The sequence below is a fragment of the Halostagnicola bangensis genome, assembly GCF_054653435.1.
The window spans coordinates 131,772-145,707 of sequence record NZ_BAAIGG010000001.1 but is presented as its reverse complement, the minus strand read 5'-3'; the positions used below and the strand labels follow the sequence as shown (position 1 = coordinate 145,707).

The 13,936-nt window shown below is 56.9% G+C and carries 18 protein-coding genes; 8 read left to right on the top strand and 10 right to left on the bottom strand.

The window, feature by feature from the left end:
* Nucleotides 1-287 precede the first annotated feature (287 nt).
* Both ACYQ14_RS00725 and ACYQ14_RS00720 read left to right on the top strand, forming a co-directional pair.
* A complete protein-coding gene (locus tag ACYQ14_RS00725) occupies nt 288-644 on the top strand; it encodes a (2Fe-2S) ferredoxin domain-containing protein (RefSeq protein ID WP_459883809.1) in 357 nt (118 codons plus the stop codon).
* A gap of 260 nt (nt 645-904) precedes the next feature.
* Nucleotides 905-1,969, top strand: coding sequence for a quinone-dependent dihydroorotate dehydrogenase (locus ACYQ14_RS00720; RefSeq protein WP_459883806.1), 1,065 nt, complete (start codon nt 905-907; stop codon nt 1,967-1,969).
* A 59-nt stretch (nt 1,970-2,028) separates the two neighbouring features.
* On the opposite strand, the gene ACYQ14_RS00715 is transcribed toward ACYQ14_RS00720, so the two are convergent.
* Nucleotides 2,029-2,781: an HFX_2341 family transcriptional regulator domain-containing protein gene (locus ACYQ14_RS00715; protein WP_459883803.1), complete on the bottom strand. Its 753-nt coding sequence runs from the start codon at nt 2,779-2,781 to the stop codon at nt 2,029-2,031.
* Nucleotides 2,782-2,877: 96 nt separating this feature from the next.
* Between ACYQ14_RS00715 and ACYQ14_RS00710 the strand changes: the two genes are divergently transcribed.
* Entirely contained in the window at nt 2,878-3,198 is a 321-nt protein-coding gene (locus ACYQ14_RS00710; protein ID WP_459883800.1) for an ArsR/SmtB family transcription factor, read from the top strand.
* A gap of 60 nt (nt 3,199-3,258) precedes the next feature.
* Here ACYQ14_RS00710 and ACYQ14_RS00705 read toward each other — a convergent pair whose 3' ends face one another.
* Nucleotides 3,259-4,029 carry a helix-turn-helix transcriptional regulator gene (locus ACYQ14_RS00705; protein ID WP_459883797.1) on the bottom strand — a complete coding sequence of 257 codons (771 nt, stop codon included), beginning with the start codon at nt 4,027-4,029 and terminating at the stop codon, nt 3,259-3,261.
* Nucleotides 4,030-4,397: 368 nt separating this feature from the next.
* The gene (locus tag ACYQ14_RS00700; RefSeq protein ID WP_283838171.1) at nt 4,398-4,616 is read right to left on the bottom strand and encodes a DUF8149 family protein; all 219 of its coding nucleotides are present in this window, start codon (nt 4,614-4,616) and stop codon (nt 4,398-4,400) included.
* A gap of 101 nt (nt 4,617-4,717) precedes the next feature.
* Between ACYQ14_RS00700 and ACYQ14_RS00695 the strand changes: the two genes are divergently transcribed.
* Together ACYQ14_RS00695 and msrA are read left to right on the top strand one after the other, a co-directional pair.
* Complete coding sequence (locus ACYQ14_RS00695) at nt 4,718-5,380, top strand: 2,5-diamino-6-(ribosylamino)-4(3H)-pyrimidinone 5'-phosphate reductase (RefSeq protein ID WP_459883794.1); 663 nt, start codon at nt 4,718-4,720, stop codon at nt 5,378-5,380.
* A gap of 90 nt (nt 5,381-5,470) precedes the next feature.
* The gene (gene msrA / locus ACYQ14_RS00690) at nt 5,471-5,998 is read left to right on the top strand and encodes a peptide-methionine (S)-S-oxide reductase MsrA (RefSeq protein ID WP_459883792.1); all 528 of its coding nucleotides are present in this window, start codon (nt 5,471-5,473) and stop codon (nt 5,996-5,998) included.
* Between the two features lie 252 nt (nt 5,999-6,250).
* On the opposite strand, the gene ACYQ14_RS00685 is transcribed toward msrA, so the two are convergent.
* Nucleotides 6,251-6,796 carry a helix-turn-helix domain-containing protein gene (locus tag ACYQ14_RS00685; protein ID WP_459883790.1) on the bottom strand — a complete coding sequence of 182 codons (546 nt, stop codon included), beginning with the start codon at nt 6,794-6,796 and terminating at the stop codon, nt 6,251-6,253.
* A gap of 231 nt (nt 6,797-7,027) precedes the next feature.
* On the opposite strand from ACYQ14_RS00685, the gene ACYQ14_RS00680 reads away from it, so the two are divergent.
* Nucleotides 7,028-7,444, top strand: a complete 417-nt coding sequence (locus ACYQ14_RS00680; protein ID WP_283838166.1) for an acyl-CoA thioesterase — start codon at nt 7,028-7,030, stop codon at nt 7,442-7,444.
* Between the two features lie 362 nt (nt 7,445-7,806).
* Nucleotides 7,807-8,199, top strand: coding sequence for a universal stress protein (locus ACYQ14_RS00675; protein WP_459883788.1), 393 nt, complete (start codon nt 7,807-7,809; stop codon nt 8,197-8,199).
* A gap of 70 nt (nt 8,200-8,269) precedes the next feature.
* Here ACYQ14_RS00675 and ACYQ14_RS00670 read toward each other — a convergent pair whose 3' ends face one another.
* Nucleotides 8,270-8,695, bottom strand: a complete 426-nt coding sequence (locus tag ACYQ14_RS00670; RefSeq protein WP_283838162.1) for a universal stress protein — start codon at nt 8,693-8,695, stop codon at nt 8,270-8,272.
* Between the two features lie 201 nt (nt 8,696-8,896).
* Between ACYQ14_RS00670 and ACYQ14_RS00665 the strand changes: the two genes are divergently transcribed.
* Nucleotides 8,897-9,385 (top strand): DUF3237 domain-containing protein, encoded by a 489-nt coding sequence (locus ACYQ14_RS00665; RefSeq protein WP_459883785.1) that lies wholly within the window; start codon nt 8,897-8,899, stop codon nt 9,383-9,385.
* A gap of 119 nt (nt 9,386-9,504) precedes the next feature.
* Here ACYQ14_RS00665 and ACYQ14_RS00660 read toward each other — a convergent pair whose 3' ends face one another.
* The 5 genes from ACYQ14_RS00660 to ACYQ14_RS00640 form a co-directional block, all read right to left on the bottom strand.
* Nucleotides 9,505-9,882: a Rieske (2Fe-2S) protein gene (locus ACYQ14_RS00660; RefSeq protein ID WP_283838159.1), complete on the bottom strand. Its 378-nt coding sequence runs from the start codon at nt 9,880-9,882 to the stop codon at nt 9,505-9,507.
* A complete protein-coding gene (locus ACYQ14_RS00655) occupies nt 9,879-10,967 on the bottom strand; it encodes an amidohydrolase family protein (protein ID WP_459883782.1) in 1,089 nt (362 codons plus the stop codon). Before ACYQ14_RS00655 ends, ACYQ14_RS00660 begins: the two co-directional genes overlap by 4 nt.
* A 241-nt stretch (nt 10,968-11,208) precedes the next feature.
* On the bottom strand, nt 11,209-12,168 hold the full coding sequence (locus tag ACYQ14_RS00650; protein ID WP_459883779.1) for a malate dehydrogenase: 960 nt from the start codon (nt 12,166-12,168) through the stop codon (nt 11,209-11,211).
* 196 nt (nt 12,169-12,364) lie between these two features.
* Complete coding sequence (locus ACYQ14_RS00645; protein WP_459883776.1) at nt 12,365-13,144, bottom strand: ABC transporter permease; 780 nt, start codon at nt 13,142-13,144, stop codon at nt 12,365-12,367.
* Nucleotides 13,135-13,935 carry an ABC transporter permease gene (locus tag ACYQ14_RS00640; protein WP_459883774.1) on the bottom strand — a complete coding sequence of 267 codons (801 nt, stop codon included), beginning with the start codon at nt 13,933-13,935 and terminating at the stop codon, nt 13,135-13,137. The genes ACYQ14_RS00645 and ACYQ14_RS00640 overlap by 10 nt, the downstream gene beginning before the upstream one ends.
* Nucleotide 13,936: the final 1 nt, after the last annotated feature.

The window sequence follows — 13,936 nt, the reverse complement described above, 5'->3', positions numbered from 1 at the left end:
TACCCGTAGGAAAACTATTTCGTTATGAACCGGAGACGCAGGCGGGTTTGCGGAAATATCTGCAGTGACCGCCGTGAGACGTGGTCGCGACGAAAGCCATTATTGACCGAATAGTGCGATTTTGATTAGATATCGAAACATTTAGTCACTTCGTACATATGTCAATTCATCTCATTTGGTGGAAGACACCCGGCGCGACGGTAGAGATAAAGTAGGCTTTTATTAAATATAGCATATTTGAGTACCATGGCAGTGAACCGAGGATTGCAATCGAACGGTGGCGACGAATGAAGCGACGTACGGACGAACAGCGTGAGCGACTCGGGCAGTTCGTCTTCGTCTGTACGAACGACCGAGATTCGGAGCATACCTGTTGTGGCGATGTCGGCGCGACCGAGACGCTCGAGGCCATCAAATCCTGGCTCCGAGAGCGAAACGCCTTCTGGTCCCCGATCGGCGTCACCACGACGGGTTGTCTCGGACTCTGTAGTGAAGGAGGGACGGCGATAACGATTCAGCCCCGAAACGAATGGTACTCGGATATCCAGCCTGAGGACGTTCCAGCGTTGCTCGAGGACGAGTTCGGTCCGGACGCAGAGCGGGTTGGCGAGTCGCCTGCGGATAAGAGTCGAAACGAATCTTGACTGTTCGATATTCGCATTGCTCGAGTCGCCGGAAAGAGATCCACGGGCCACAAAAATCCCGCTGACGACGAGAAACGTCGGCAGTGAAGCACAAGAACGCCGCCCGCATTCCTTGCTAACTCGTTTGGACTCCGAAGGCAGGACTGAGTCAGGAATTTCCCACCGAAATTGATGTTCGAAGAAGGACGCCGAAGCGGCTCTCGAACGGAGAGAAGACGTCCTTCGAGAGGTTTACTTAGCCGGCGTTCGCACCAGTGTTTATGAGCATCTACTCGAGAATTCGGCCGCTCGCGTTCAAACTGCCGGCCGAGACGGCCCACGAACTCGGGAAGGGGGCACTCCGGGTGGCACAATCGACGCGGCCGACAAGAGCCGGGCTGGCCGCCGCATACCGGTTCGAAGACCCCGCTCTCGAAATCGAACGGTTCGGAACCCAATTTTCGAACCCGGTCGGCGTCGCGGCCGGGTTCGACAAAAACGCGGAAGTGACTCACGCGCTGTCGGCGCTTGGGTTCGGGTTCGTCGAAATCGGAACCGTCACGCCCTATCCACAGGAGGGCAACCGGCGGCCACGACTGTTCCGTCTTCGGGAGGACAAGGCGATGGTCAATCGGATGGGGTTCAACGGTCACGGAATGGAACGCGTCAAGGAACGACTCCAGCGAGACGGGCTCCCGTCTATTCCCCTCGGCGTCAATATCGGCAAAATGAATACCTCGGGCGAGCGCGAGGCGATCGAAGACTATCGGCGCGTTTTCGACCGACTCTCTCCGTTCGCAGACTACGTCGTCATCAACGTTTCCTGTCCGAACACGCCCGAGGAGTTCGACGAGTCTTCCCCCGAACACCTTCGGGCAGTTTTCGAGACGATCGAAGCCGAAAACGACCGTGACGTTCCGATCCTCGTTAAAATCGGTCCCGATTCCCCCGAGGAATCGATACTCGACCTGGTCGACATCGTCGAAGAGTTCGAACTCGACGGGATCATCGCAACGAATACGACGACGAGCAGAGACGGGCTCGAGTCGCCGAACCAACAGGAGTGGGGCGGGCTAAGCGGCGCTCCGCTCGAGGATCGGTCGACCGAAATTATTCGAACGATCGCCGAGCACACCGACTTGCCGATCGTTGGCGTCGGCGGCGTCGATTCGGCCGAAAGCGCCTACGAGAAGATCAGAACCGGCGCTTCGCTGGTACAGTTATACACCGGTTTTGTGTACAACGGCCCCTCGACCGCGAAAGCTATCAACAAGGGGCTGGCCGGCTTGCTCGCACGCGATGGGTACCGATCCGTCGAAGAAGCGGTGGGTGCCGATATTTCGTAACGCTCACCCCGCGGCCCTCGAGTTCGACAATCACCGTTTCGAGGTGCCCAAATCGACACCTACAGTTTGTGACGAAACGCTCGTAACGCATTGTGGCCGGTGTCCGTCAGGGAGACCTGTTTGGATCGGCCGACGGATTCGACCTGGACGTATCCGTTATCGGCGAGCGGCGTGATCACCCGATTGTTTAACAGCGCAAATTTCGCTTTGTCGTTCGCAGGCTCGGATCTCGTGATGAAATTGAGTCCGGCTTTCTCCGCGAAGGTGATCAGATCGCTCTTTTTTGGCGTGTACGTCGAATCGTCTGTATCGTCGATGTAGTTCAGTATCTGTACCTGATCTTCCGTCGGCGTCTCGAGGGGGTACGACGGGAGTTGCTCGGCAACCCGCATCCCCTTCGTCCGCGGCGTCTCTTCGACGGGATGGGATCTGGACTCCGGGTGGACGTAATAGCCGCTCGCGTCGGTGGCCATACAGGCCAACGCGGCACCGATCGCGGCCAGTTTCGGGCCGCTCGAGACATTGATTCGAACGATGTCGTCGGCATAACTGTCAGCGATCGTCGTGATTTCGCCCAGAACATCGTACATGTCTCCGAGATCGATTTTGCGGAAATTGACGGAAACGCCGTGTTCGGTGAGTGTCGTTTCTAGCGCCGTGTGATAGTCGAGGCGTTCCTGCTGGGGGTCGCGGAGCAGATAGAGTATATCCGCGTTGTACTCCAGAACAGGCTCTTTGATTCGATCGAACTCGTATCCCAGCGGAGCAATATGGACCTCGACGATTGAACGGAGTTCCGTATCTCGTGTCATTATAGATAGTATAGATAGTACCTATACTATAGTAGTATCGTTTGTATTGATAGTATTGTGATAGAATTGAATATGTGTTGCGCTGTACGATCAGGTATGATTCAAACAACCGAAACACCCGAGACCGATATCGACATCGCCGACGTAATGTCCCTCCTTAGCGACGAATACGCGGCAGGAATCCTCGAGGCGCTCAAAGAGAGTCCGTCGACAGCGGCCGAACTGCGAGAGCGCTGTGAGGGTTCGAAGGTCACCATCTACCGACGATTGAACAGCCTTGAGGACGCGGGCCTCATCACGTCCGGTGTGAGCGTCCAGGCTGACGGCAATCACTGTAAGGTCTATTACCCGGTCGTCGACCGAGTCACGATCACGATTACTAACGAAGGGTTCGACACAAAAATCGATCGACGGTAGGCACTCGCTCCTGAAGAACGGATACCTGCCCCGGAAGATCTGCGTCCAACTGATACCTGGCTACTGAAAGTCCCACAGGAGCTCAGCCGCTTCTTTTCGTTCCCGATACTCCTTGCGAGCCCACGATACCGCGTTCGGGGTGTCGTTATAAATAATACCCTCGATGCCGGCAGAACCGTAAACGGTGATTCCAGCATACTCCTCGTCCGGAAGATCAAAAATCCAGACCGCGAACGAGTCGTCCAAATCTGTCAGAAACAGGGAGCCGTTATCGGCTTTGACGAGTTCGCGTAACATCTGAATGCGACTCGCGTCGAGGGAGTCGAACACCGCGTCATCTAATACGAGTTCACAGAACAGCCCCTGATTTTCCACGGATTGGGAAATGTCATCGAAGAATCTCGGAAAGACAGCGGGACCCGTTCCATACATCGCATTTGCGGCGTTGACAATCTCGTCGCTCCGGTCGAGCACCTTCCACGGGTGTCGCGGATCAGCGACGTTGATCGTTGCGCCACGGAGAAGATCGAGCGAGACCGAATCAAGGCCAGCAACGTCCAACAACGGCGTCGCATCCTGAATTTGGTCGATTATTGTTCTGAATTCGAGACGAGCCTCGAGTGCCAGTCGACCGGTTTCAGTCAATTGAAATCGAGAATCGACTTTCTCGACACAGTCTCGTTCCAGCAAATCAGCGATACCACGATCGACCGTCGATCGAGAAACTGCGATACGGTCGACGAGTTCGGGTTTCGTACCGGGGGCGTCCACCAGCGCCTCAAGTAATTCCTGTCGCCGAAGGAGTGCCCGTTCCATTGTATCTTCGACCACCAACGTTGGTCCTAGAATGGATAGGGGTTCGTATATATCCCGTGGCCGAGAGTCACTAATTACGGAAAAACACGGGCAAGAGAGAGAACTACGACGAATATTCTTTGAGAATACAATCGTTGGCTGTTGCGTACGTCCCAGCTTCGATACGCCTACGTCGCCGTCGTGACACTATCCTATGACGTGATAGTTTCCATCTCGCCTGGTTCGAGCCTAACGGCGTCGAAATCGACCGGTTCCCGCACAGGTGTTGGGACCGGTATCGACTTCGTGACAGACACCTGAACGACCGCGCTTTTCCGAAACGGGTTCCGGTGTTTTTGATATCGAGCGAGAAGCATCAGCAAGAAGGGGGCATTCGAGGGCAATCACGCGCCGTCGTCGAACAACCCCATATCGTCAGCGATCAGATCGGCCAGTGAATCGGCGACGTCGGGATCGACGACCGCCAGTTCCTCGCCATCGTGCAATCGCTCATTGTGTCCCGTGAGCGTCTCCGCCAACTCGGAAAGGGCTACTCGAGCCGTCGTCTCACACTGTTCGCAAACGATTGGGACGTGAGGCTGGTCCTCGGAGTCGTTCGGCATAGACACCGGATCGTTCGCTGGTATCCATGAAAACGTCCCCGGTTTCCGCGCTCCGTAGTGAGGACACTGGATTCTTTACCGAACGCGTTAGAGGTTCCCGTATGCACGTCGTCGTCAACGCTGCGATGAGCGCGGACGGAAAACTCTCCTCGAGGCGCCGCGAACAGGTTCGAATCAGCGGAGACGAAGACTTCGCCCGCGTCGACCGCCTTCGTGCCGACAGCGATGCAGTCGTCGTCGGCGTCGGAACGGTACTCGCGGACGACCCCCGGCTTACCGTCAAAGGGAGCGAGCACCGGGAGAGCCGCGTTGAGGCCGGAGAGTCAGCAAATCCTGTGCGCGTTGTCGTCGACTCGAACGCCAGAACGCCGCCGGACGCACACGTCGTCGACGACGAGGCTCGAACGTTTCTCTGCGTCGCCGAAAGCGCGCCGGTCGAACGGCGGATGGACCTCTCCGAACGGGCGACACTCATCACGGCCGGTGACGACCGCGTCGACCTCCTTCGCACCTTCGCGACGCTCCAGCAGGAAGGGCTCGAACAAATTATGGTCGAAGGCGGCGGTGAACTCATCTTTTCCTTACTCGACGATGGGTTGGTCGACGAGCTATCGGTCTTCGTCGGCCCGCAGATCATCGGTGGGCGCGATGCGCCCTCGCTCGCCGACGGGGACGGCTTCGTCGAAAACTATCCGGAGCTCTCGCTCGAGGAAATCGAGAAACTCGACGACGGCGTGCTTCTGAAATGGGACGTTCTGTACTGACGGCGATTCGATCCGGTGGGAATCGAATCAGCGGTCGATCGGAGCGGAGTTTCCCGTCACACCTTTCCTCGTCGACCACTGAGTAAGGGTATGGCGCAAGCGACATTCGGTGGCGGGTGTTTCTGGTGTGTCGAAGCGGCGTTCGAGCAACTCGACGGGATAGAGTCGGCGACGTCGGGCTACGCAGGCGGCGACACCGATACCCCGACCTATCGTGAGGTCTGTTCGGGAACGACTGGCCACGCCGAAGTCGTGCAACTGGAGTACGATCCGGAGACGGTCAGCTACGAAAAACTGCTCGAGGTGTTCTTTACGATTCACAACCCGACGACTCGCGACCGAGAGGGACCCGACGTCGGCTCACAGTATCGGTCGGCCATCTACGCTCACGATGACGAACAACTCGAGCTCGCGGAGTCGTTCGTCGAGGCACTCGAGGCCGAAGGCGGGTACGATGACCCGATCGTCACGGAAATCGAACCGCTCGAGACCTTCTACGAGGCAGAACAGAAACACCAGAATTACTTCGAGAAGAATCCGAACGACGCCTACTGTTCGATGCACGCGGCACCCAAAATGGAGAAGGTTCGCGAGCGATTCGCCAAACAGGACGCCTGAACGACTCCGCCCAAAACCCCTTGAAGATGGGGCTTAGGCTCTCTCTTTAGCTAACGACGACTCGATTCTGATGGGCAGTGGATTCTCTCCCATCTCCATGCGTGTGGTTCCCCATCCACTCGGTGTATCCTCACCCACTCGGTGTCTCACGTGACGAACGCCCGTATCCTTCAACGGACTGTTCAATATTAGTCGCTTTCCATATATATTAGAGATGCTATAAGGAGCTTGACTATACTGTGGCTAATCGATCTACGCTTCGTGCTCGAGATACTGGCGGCCCTCCTCGGTCTCCGCGAGGATGTCGTCGAAGATCGCCGCCTCAGTCTGGAACTTGTGGACGCTGTGAAGCATCGTGTTATGGAACTCGGAAATGAGGTCCCCGTGGGCTTTGAAGAACTCGTGTACCCAGCGTTCCATCTGATCGTTCGTTCTGAACTGGGTGATACAGTGCCAGTGATAGTTGCTGTCTGCGGTGAAAAACATCAAAATATGCGGATCGTTCATCAGATCTTCGTAGCACTCTCTCCAGTTCTCCTCGAAGTTCGGAAAGTTGAACGCGATCCGGAACTGATAGTGCCTGAAAATCTCTCGGTTCGGAAGGATTGTCTCTCGGAATATTTCTTCTTTGGACATCGTCCGAAGGATTTCGTTGATACGGTTATGTGAAAGGGTAATCCCGTACTCGGACTCGAGAACCTGGCTGAGTTTCCGTGTCGATGCCGTGGGATGGTCCACTCTCGCTTTGAGAATAACGATGTCGCGCGGCGAGACGTCAAACGAATCGTCTTCTACCATTGTAGTTCTAGGTGGTCCAGTCGTAATAAAAAGTTACCTACAATGAGAGCGCATCGCTCACTCGGTGAAACGCTCCCCCAGAGTTGTCAATTTTGAGTGTTAATATTTAATTTGTCAATTTTGGAGGAGGCCGTCATCGACTGACACATTTCGAGACGGTCGAAAACCGATGGGGCGGCGGAATCACACGACATTTATACGGGGCGAAACCACGTCTACAGTACGTTACCAATGAGTTTTACGCGCATCTGGACAGTACGGTTCTCGGATACGGATCCGTTCGGTATCGCTCACTACCCTCGCATGATCGACGCGGTTCACGAAACTTCGGATATGTGTATGGAAGCCATCGGCTGGCCGTTCTGGGAGCTGTCCCAAACCCACGAGTTCGGGTTGCCGCTCGTTTCGATGGACTTCGATTTCAACCGACAGATAGCGGCCGGTGATGACGTCGCGATCGAACTGCTGCCAACCGTCGGTGAAACGAGCGTGCAGTTCGAATACACGGCCACTCACGACGGCGATATCGTGTTCGAAGGAACCGAGCACCGGGTCTGCGTTCCCATCGGGGGCGATAGCGGAATCGAGATTCCCGACGATCTTCGGCGTTCGCTAGAAACCGTCGACATCCAACTCGAGGGAGACTAATACTGCCGGCAGTACGTCGTTCACGATTCTCGTCGCCCCGGGGGTGCGAGAATCTTCACAGAGTTACAGCCGGCAGTATATGGACGATTCGTCGATGAATAACTCCGGACACGCCCTCTTACGGTTGCGAATCACCCGCCGAAGGGGAACAAGGTCGTGTCACACATCTGGGGTGGCGAAAGCGATCAGCGACACTGGAAGGAGCCGTCTCCTTTATGCCGAGTTTTGTATTACATATAACGATAGAAATGCATATAACTCAGTAGTTGAAATACGTTAGTAGAATAGAACGTGTGGGAGAACGGACTTCGGTCGCGCAATCGACCCACCGGAGTGACGACAGGAAACGAGATCATCAACCTATGAAAACGATACTGTTGTGCATCGACACGAGCGTCGAACGAACAAAGACTCAAGTAGCGTCCATTACGAGACAGCCCTTCGAGGAAAGCCAAACGACGGTTCACATCTATCACGTCTTCCGTTCCGACGGCGAAGACGCGGACGTCGAGAGCCTGAGTTCCGTGAAGAAAGCCACCGAACTGCTCGAGGAAGAGGGATTCACGGTCGAGGTGTCCCAATCGGGTGGAGATCCAGCGCGAGATATCATCGAAAAGGCAGAGACTCTCGAGGCCGAGTCGATCAGCCTCGTCAGTCGAAAGCGAACGCCGACCGGGAAAGCGCTCTTCGGGAGCGTGACACAACAGGTGATCCTCGAATCGGACACGCCGGTGCTCGTCTGTACACCGAAGTAAGCTGTCACGACTTCCGTGATCCGGTGATACTCTAGCCGGAACGTTGCGACGTGTTTGCGTATTCGGAGCGTTATTGCTCACTCATGACGGCAACGACGGGAGAGGAAGCACCCAATAGTATCGACTGGGTTACGCTTCCGAAGAGCGCTTTGCCTACGGGCGAGCGTTTCCGTCCGCCCACGACGAGATATCTGGCGGGCAACCGCTCTGCGACCTCGAGAATTTCCTCGGCCGGATCACCGACTCGGCCACGAGCGACGACTCGGTCGGTGGATTCGAGAACGTCGCCAGCGGTTTCGCGAGCGGTCGTTTGTGCCTCTCGAGCAGCGTCGTCGACGTAGTATTCGGGTTGGTTCTTTGCTCGGGCCTCGAATCGGTCTTCGGTCATAACGGAAAGGACGACCAGTTCGTCGTCGAACGCTCGAGCGAGATCGTCGGCCGTTGTCAGGACCGCTTCGGTCGAGTGATCGTCGTCGATTGCACAGAGGATTGCCATACGGTAGCATTCGACTGGAGTCTACTAAACGTTTAGGCGAACGAACCGTTCACCGACGTGATAGTGCACGTATAGAAGTGGCTGTCGGTAGTCGCGACGGAGTACCGCGGGAGTCACCGCGGTTGTAAATCGGCTCGAATCTCGGCCACATTAAAATTTTCTAACACTAACTATAACTGCCAGGGGTGAGATTTTTCTGTCATGGGTACAGAGAACGCAGACCACGAGACGGATCCGCATATTCCAACGCTCGAGCAGGTACTCGAACTCGACATCGAAGTCGACGATCCCATCGAAATCGGCGACACGGGCGATGGTCGACGGCGCATCATTCCGATTAGCGGAGGAACCGTCTCCGGACGGTGTGAGGGGACGGTCCTGGCCGCGGGAGCCGACTACCAGCTGTACCGGACCGAACGCGCGACCGAACTCGTCGCCAAGTACGCGTTCGAAACGGACGACGGGTCCCGCGTTTACGTCGAAAACGAGGGGATTCGCTACGCTTCGCCGGAAACCAGCAAGCGACTTCGGGATGGAAAGCCCGTCGATCCCAACGAGGTCTACTTCCAGTCGGTTCCCTCCTTCGAAACCGCCGATTCGGATCTCGAGTGGTTGACACAGAGCGTGTTCGTGGCGTCCGGTACTCGACAACCGAACGGAGTGAAGTTATTCGTGTACCGGGTCGGCTAATTGCGAATCGGCTGTTCGATTACCGCGTTCGAACAAAGTGTACAACTGACAAGTATATTATTAACCGGGACGAGAACGTTTCGAATCGTGAGTTACCCGAGAGGGCGGTTGCGGTTCACTCACCTACCATCGTCGACGTACACGACACCGTCTTCGACGATCACGTCGTACGACGGGAGAACGATACCGTCATCTGCGACGTTTTCGCCCGTCTCGAGGTCGAACGACCAGCCATGCCACGGACAGGAGATGATCTTCTCGTCGCTGAACGAGCGCTCTACGCGTTCGCCGGGGCCGACGAACTCGCCGACGAGCTTCCGTGAGACAGGACCCGTACACACCGGCCCGCCGTCGTGCGGACAGGTGTTTCGAAACGCGTAGAACTCGTCTTCGTCCCGGACGACGCCGACCTCGACGCCGCGAACGTCGACCAGTTCGTGGTCGCCCTCCTCGAACGATTCGGCCGCCTTGACCTCGACGAGTCCCTCGTCGCTCATAGGTCGAACACCTCCACGGCGTTCCCCGCCAAGATAGCCTTCCGCTCTTCGTCGGAAATGAAGGGGAGATCCGTGATCGTCGACGGGCTATCGAAGTCCCAGTGCGGGTAGTCCGACGCGTACAGCAACCTATCGGTTCCCAGCATCTCGAAACACAACTCGAGGAGGTCGGGACTGGCCGAGACCTCGAGCGGTTGGGTGCCGAAGTAGTAGTCGGTAATGTACTCGCTCGGCCGCTTCTCGAGCAGCGGTGCCTCTTCGGGGCGTTTGAGGTACTCCTCCTCGAGGCGACTAATCAGGCCAGGAACGTACGTGACCCCGGATTCCATGAACACGATATCGAGATCCGGGAACTTTTCGGGGACGCCCTGACACGTCACGCTGACGAGTTGGGACATGTTCGACTCGAGAAAGCCGAGCGTGTGCGTCTCGAGCATCTCCTGATAGCCCGCTCGGACGTAGTCGTCCAGTCCCGATCCGCCTGTGTGAAAGACCACTGGGTAACCAATTTCCTCACACCGTTTGTACAGCGGGTCGTACTTCCGGTTGCCGAGGGGGGGATTCGCGCCGGCGGTGATGAAACACGCCCCCTTTATCGTCGGTTCGTTTTCGACTCGGTCGAGGATCTCGAGGGACGTTTCGATGTCGCTGTAGGGAAGCGGCGCGAGTCCGTACACGCCATCGTCCGGATCGAGAACCTCATCGATCATGTACTCGATGTGGGCTTTCGCGAACGCCTGCGTGCGTTCGTCGTCGGTTTGTACGCCGCCCATTGCGAGTGCGAGATGAGAGATTTGGATGCTCTGGTCGACATCTAGAAACTCCATTCCCTCCCGAACTCTGTCGGGCGTTTCGGCTTCATCCGGGTAGTTCGAGTGTTCGCGTTCGATCTTCCCGTAGGCCTGGCGGTCGCCGGTCGACGTGGGAAAAAACGAGCTCAGATTTTGTTTGACGCCCGCCGCGTCCCAGTTGCTCTTCTCGTATTTCGTCTTCCAGGGCTCCTCCATGTACTCGACAATATCCGTAAACGAGTCCTGATAGTGCCAGTCGCAGTCGACGACGCGGTGCTCCGCGGCATCAATCATCCTAGTTCACCCATGGCTGGTAGTACCACACATATAACGAGTCTCCATTTGACTATAAAGATTGTGCAGGTTCGATGCAACCAGTGCCGCTCCGGTATCCGCCGAATCCCATTTTCCGACGCAAACGACGGCTAAAGCTAGTTTTTGTTCCCGCCACGAGTTCATACTCTCGGTTGGAAGTCGTTCACAATTCTCGCCACTCTGGGGTGCGAGAATTCTCACATAGTTACAGCCGAGAGTGTCAGAATTCTCCTATATCCGCGCGAACCGACTCGAATGCGTCGGCGAGTTGGGCGTGTTCGGAGTCAGCGAGTTCCCACTCGTGGATCGCCGTGACGCCACCGGAGTCGAGGGTAACTGGAACGCTGAGACAGCCATCGTCGAAGCCGTATTCGCCCGCCAGCGGCGTGGAGAGACATCCCGGCGAGGTCGTTTCCCCGGATAGTATGGAACGCACCACTCTCGTCACACCGGCGCTCGTGACCCATCTCGACGTTTCAGACGCACCTCGGCGCGACGCGATTTCGAACGGCACCGATCGAACGTACTCGAGGATCTCGGACTGCTGTTCGTCGGTCAACGAAACCGGATCGTCGCCGATTCGGGCTCTCGAGAAGATGGGAACGATTCCTTCGCCGTGTTCGCCCATCACCGGACAGGAAACTCGGCTCGGGTGAACGTTTTTGCGATCCGCTATCGCGTACGCAACGCGGGCCGTCTCCGAAAGCGAGTAGCCGATGAACTTCTCGCGGGGCCAACCCGATTGCTTCCAGAGCCTGTAGGTGATCCGATCGATCGGATTCGTCAACACCACTACCGGAACCGGATCGACCGACTGGAGCTGTGAGGCGACATCGTCGGCGATCGAGCGGTTGGCCTCGAGTTCCGCCTCGCGGGCCCCGCGATCCGTAGCGTCGTCGGGTCGGGGTGCCGCGGCGGTCAGAACGACGACATCTGGATTGAGAGAACCCATTTCGTCGGTTCCGATACCCCGGACCGTTCCGTAGGACTCGGCTGTCGATTCATCGACCGGAGCGTTCGTGACGTGATACAGCGAGTGGGTGATATCCATCGCGTGGGCCCACGCCGGTTCCGGCGCTTTATCAACGAGTGATATATCTAGCGCCGGGTCCAGCGACGCCAGCGTGTACGCAACCGTCGAGCCTATCGTACTCGCGCCACCGATTATTGCAACGTGCATTGTTCTCAAATCTCATCCTGGAATGCGGGCCTGGGACACTTATAGCATTTCATACAACGAATCCGGACCACCACGAAAACCAAATTCGACCGATGATTCGTCGCGACTGGGTTATACTGCCGGCTGTAACTATGTGAAGGTCTCACACCCCCGGGGCAACGAGAATTGTGAACGACGTACAGCCGGCAGTATTAGTTCACGTCCACGAGAGGATTCGAAAGCGAATCAGTCGAAGCGCCCGGTCGAGGATGAATCCGAGGATCATGATCGCGATTAGCGTCGCGTACACCTGCACCGAATCGAACGATCGCACGCCCTGGATCTCGATGTGACCCAGCCCACCACCGCCTGCGACCATTTCGAAGACAAACGTGATGATGAGCGATATCGGTAACGCGATCTGAATGCCGGAGATGATACCGGGGGCTGACGCGGGCACAATCACTCTTCTGAGCAGTTGTCGATCCGACGTTCCCATCATCCGAGCCGACCAGATGAGGTTCTCGTCGACGTCTCGAGTCGCGTTACGAACGTTGATCGCGACGGGCCAGAAACAGCCGATAGCGACGAGGATGATCTTCGCGAGATCACCCGTCCCGAACCAGAACAGGAAGACGGGAACGAGTGCGATGACCGGAACCGGATAGCCGACCTCGATGATCGGATCCCAGAACCAGCTCGCGACGCGATTTCGTGCGCTCAACACACCGACGAGGATTCCAAACACGCAGGCGATGACGAGGCCGACGAGCGCGCGTCGAACCGTCAGGTAGCCGTGGTGGATGAGCGTCCCGTCCAGCGTCATCTCGTAGAACCGAACGATGATATCTGAGAGCGGCGGCAGGAAGTAATAGTGGACCATGCCGAGTTGGGTCACGATTTCCCAGAGGGCGAGCACGATAACGAGCGAGTAGATCGACTTTCCGACGTTTATCGCATCGCTGCGATCGACGGCGAGTTTGTTGCTTACGTCCATCGAACCACCTTCCGTTCTAACCATTCGTAGCCACGGACGGCGAAGAACGCGGCCGCCGAGATAATCACGAGGACGGCGAACATCTGCGTGTACGCGCCGACCTCGCTGTAGCGCAGAATTTCGAATCCGACGCCTTCGTTCGAAGCGATCAACTCCGCGCTCACGAGCGCGATGAACGCGATCGGGATCGCCTGCCGAATCCCCGTGAGAATACTCGGGATCGTCGCCGGAATAACGACCTTCAGTGGGATCTTCCACGAGGGCATTCCCATCATCTGGGCCGACCAGATGAGATTCTGGTCGACGTTCTGGGCCGCGTTGTAACTATTCAAGACGATCGGAAGCAAGCAGGCGAGGAAGACGATCAGGATCGCCGTCTCCGTTCCAACGCCCAGCCAGAGTATAGCAAGCGGGACGAGCGCCGCTTTCGGAATGGGGTAGATCAGCGCCAGGAAGACCTCGAAGAAGTCTTCGACCGGATCTGACCGTGCCATCCCGACGCCCAGTAACACGCCGATCGAAATGCTCAACGCGAGTCCAACGCCGACGCGGTACAGCGATATCTGTAAGTGGGAAATAACGTCACCAGCCGCGAGCAACTCCCAGGTGACGTACGCAACCTCCGACGGCGGCGGAAGGATCGCGCTGGGGACGAAGGTCCCGCTGGCGAACTCCCAGAACCCGGCCGCGATCAGCAACGGGATCCACTCGAAGACGAACCAGACGAACCGCTGGAACGGAGCGGGCAACGTTTCCTCGAGGTCCGTCAATCGAAAGTCGGCGTAAGACATG

Coding starts and splice junctions, on each gene's coding strand:
- ACYQ14_RS00725 (WP_459883809.1), top strand. CDS start 288: ATGAAGCGACGTACGGACGAACAGCGTGAGCGACTCGGGCAGTTCGTC.
- ACYQ14_RS00720 (WP_459883806.1), top strand. CDS start 905: ATGAGCATCTACTCGAGAATTCGGCCGCTCGCGTTCAAACTGCCGGCC.
- ACYQ14_RS00715 (WP_459883803.1), bottom strand. CDS start 2,781: ATGACACGAGATACGGAACTCCGTTCAATCGTCGAGGTCCATATTGCT.
- ACYQ14_RS00710 (WP_459883800.1), top strand. CDS start 2,878: ATGATTCAAACAACCGAAACACCCGAGACCGATATCGACATCGCCGAC.
- ACYQ14_RS00700 (WP_283838171.1), bottom strand. CDS start 4,616: ATGCCGAACGACTCCGAGGACCAGCCTCACGTCCCAATCGTTTGCGAA.
- ACYQ14_RS00695 (WP_459883794.1), top strand. CDS start 4,718: ATGCACGTCGTCGTCAACGCTGCGATGAGCGCGGACGGAAAACTCTCC.
- msrA (WP_459883792.1), top strand. CDS start 5,471: ATGGCGCAAGCGACATTCGGTGGCGGGTGTTTCTGGTGTGTCGAAGCG.
- ACYQ14_RS00685 (WP_459883790.1), bottom strand. CDS start 6,796: ATGGTAGAAGACGATTCGTTTGACGTCTCGCCGCGCGACATCGTTATT.
- ACYQ14_RS00680 (WP_283838166.1), top strand. CDS start 7,028: ATGAGTTTTACGCGCATCTGGACAGTACGGTTCTCGGATACGGATCCG.
- ACYQ14_RS00675 (WP_459883788.1), top strand. CDS start 7,807: ATGAAAACGATACTGTTGTGCATCGACACGAGCGTCGAACGAACAAAG.
- ACYQ14_RS00670 (WP_283838162.1), bottom strand. CDS start 8,695: ATGGCAATCCTCTGTGCAATCGACGACGATCACTCGACCGAAGCGGTC.
- ACYQ14_RS00665 (WP_459883785.1), top strand. CDS start 8,897: ATGGGTACAGAGAACGCAGACCACGAGACGGATCCGCATATTCCAACG.
- ACYQ14_RS00660 (WP_283838159.1), bottom strand. CDS start 9,882: ATGAGCGACGAGGGACTCGTCGAGGTCAAGGCGGCCGAATCGTTCGAG.
- ACYQ14_RS00655 (WP_459883782.1), bottom strand. CDS start 10,967: ATGATTGATGCCGCGGAGCACCGCGTCGTCGACTGCGACTGGCACTAT.
- ACYQ14_RS00650 (WP_459883779.1), bottom strand. CDS start 12,168: ATGCACGTTGCAATAATCGGTGGCGCGAGTACGATAGGCTCGACGGTT.
- ACYQ14_RS00645 (WP_459883776.1), bottom strand. CDS start 13,144: ATGGACGTAAGCAACAAACTCGCCGTCGATCGCAGCGATGCGATAAAC.
- ACYQ14_RS00640 (WP_459883774.1), bottom strand. CDS start 13,935: ATGTCTTACGCCGACTTTCGATTGACGGACCTCGAGGAAACGTTGCCC.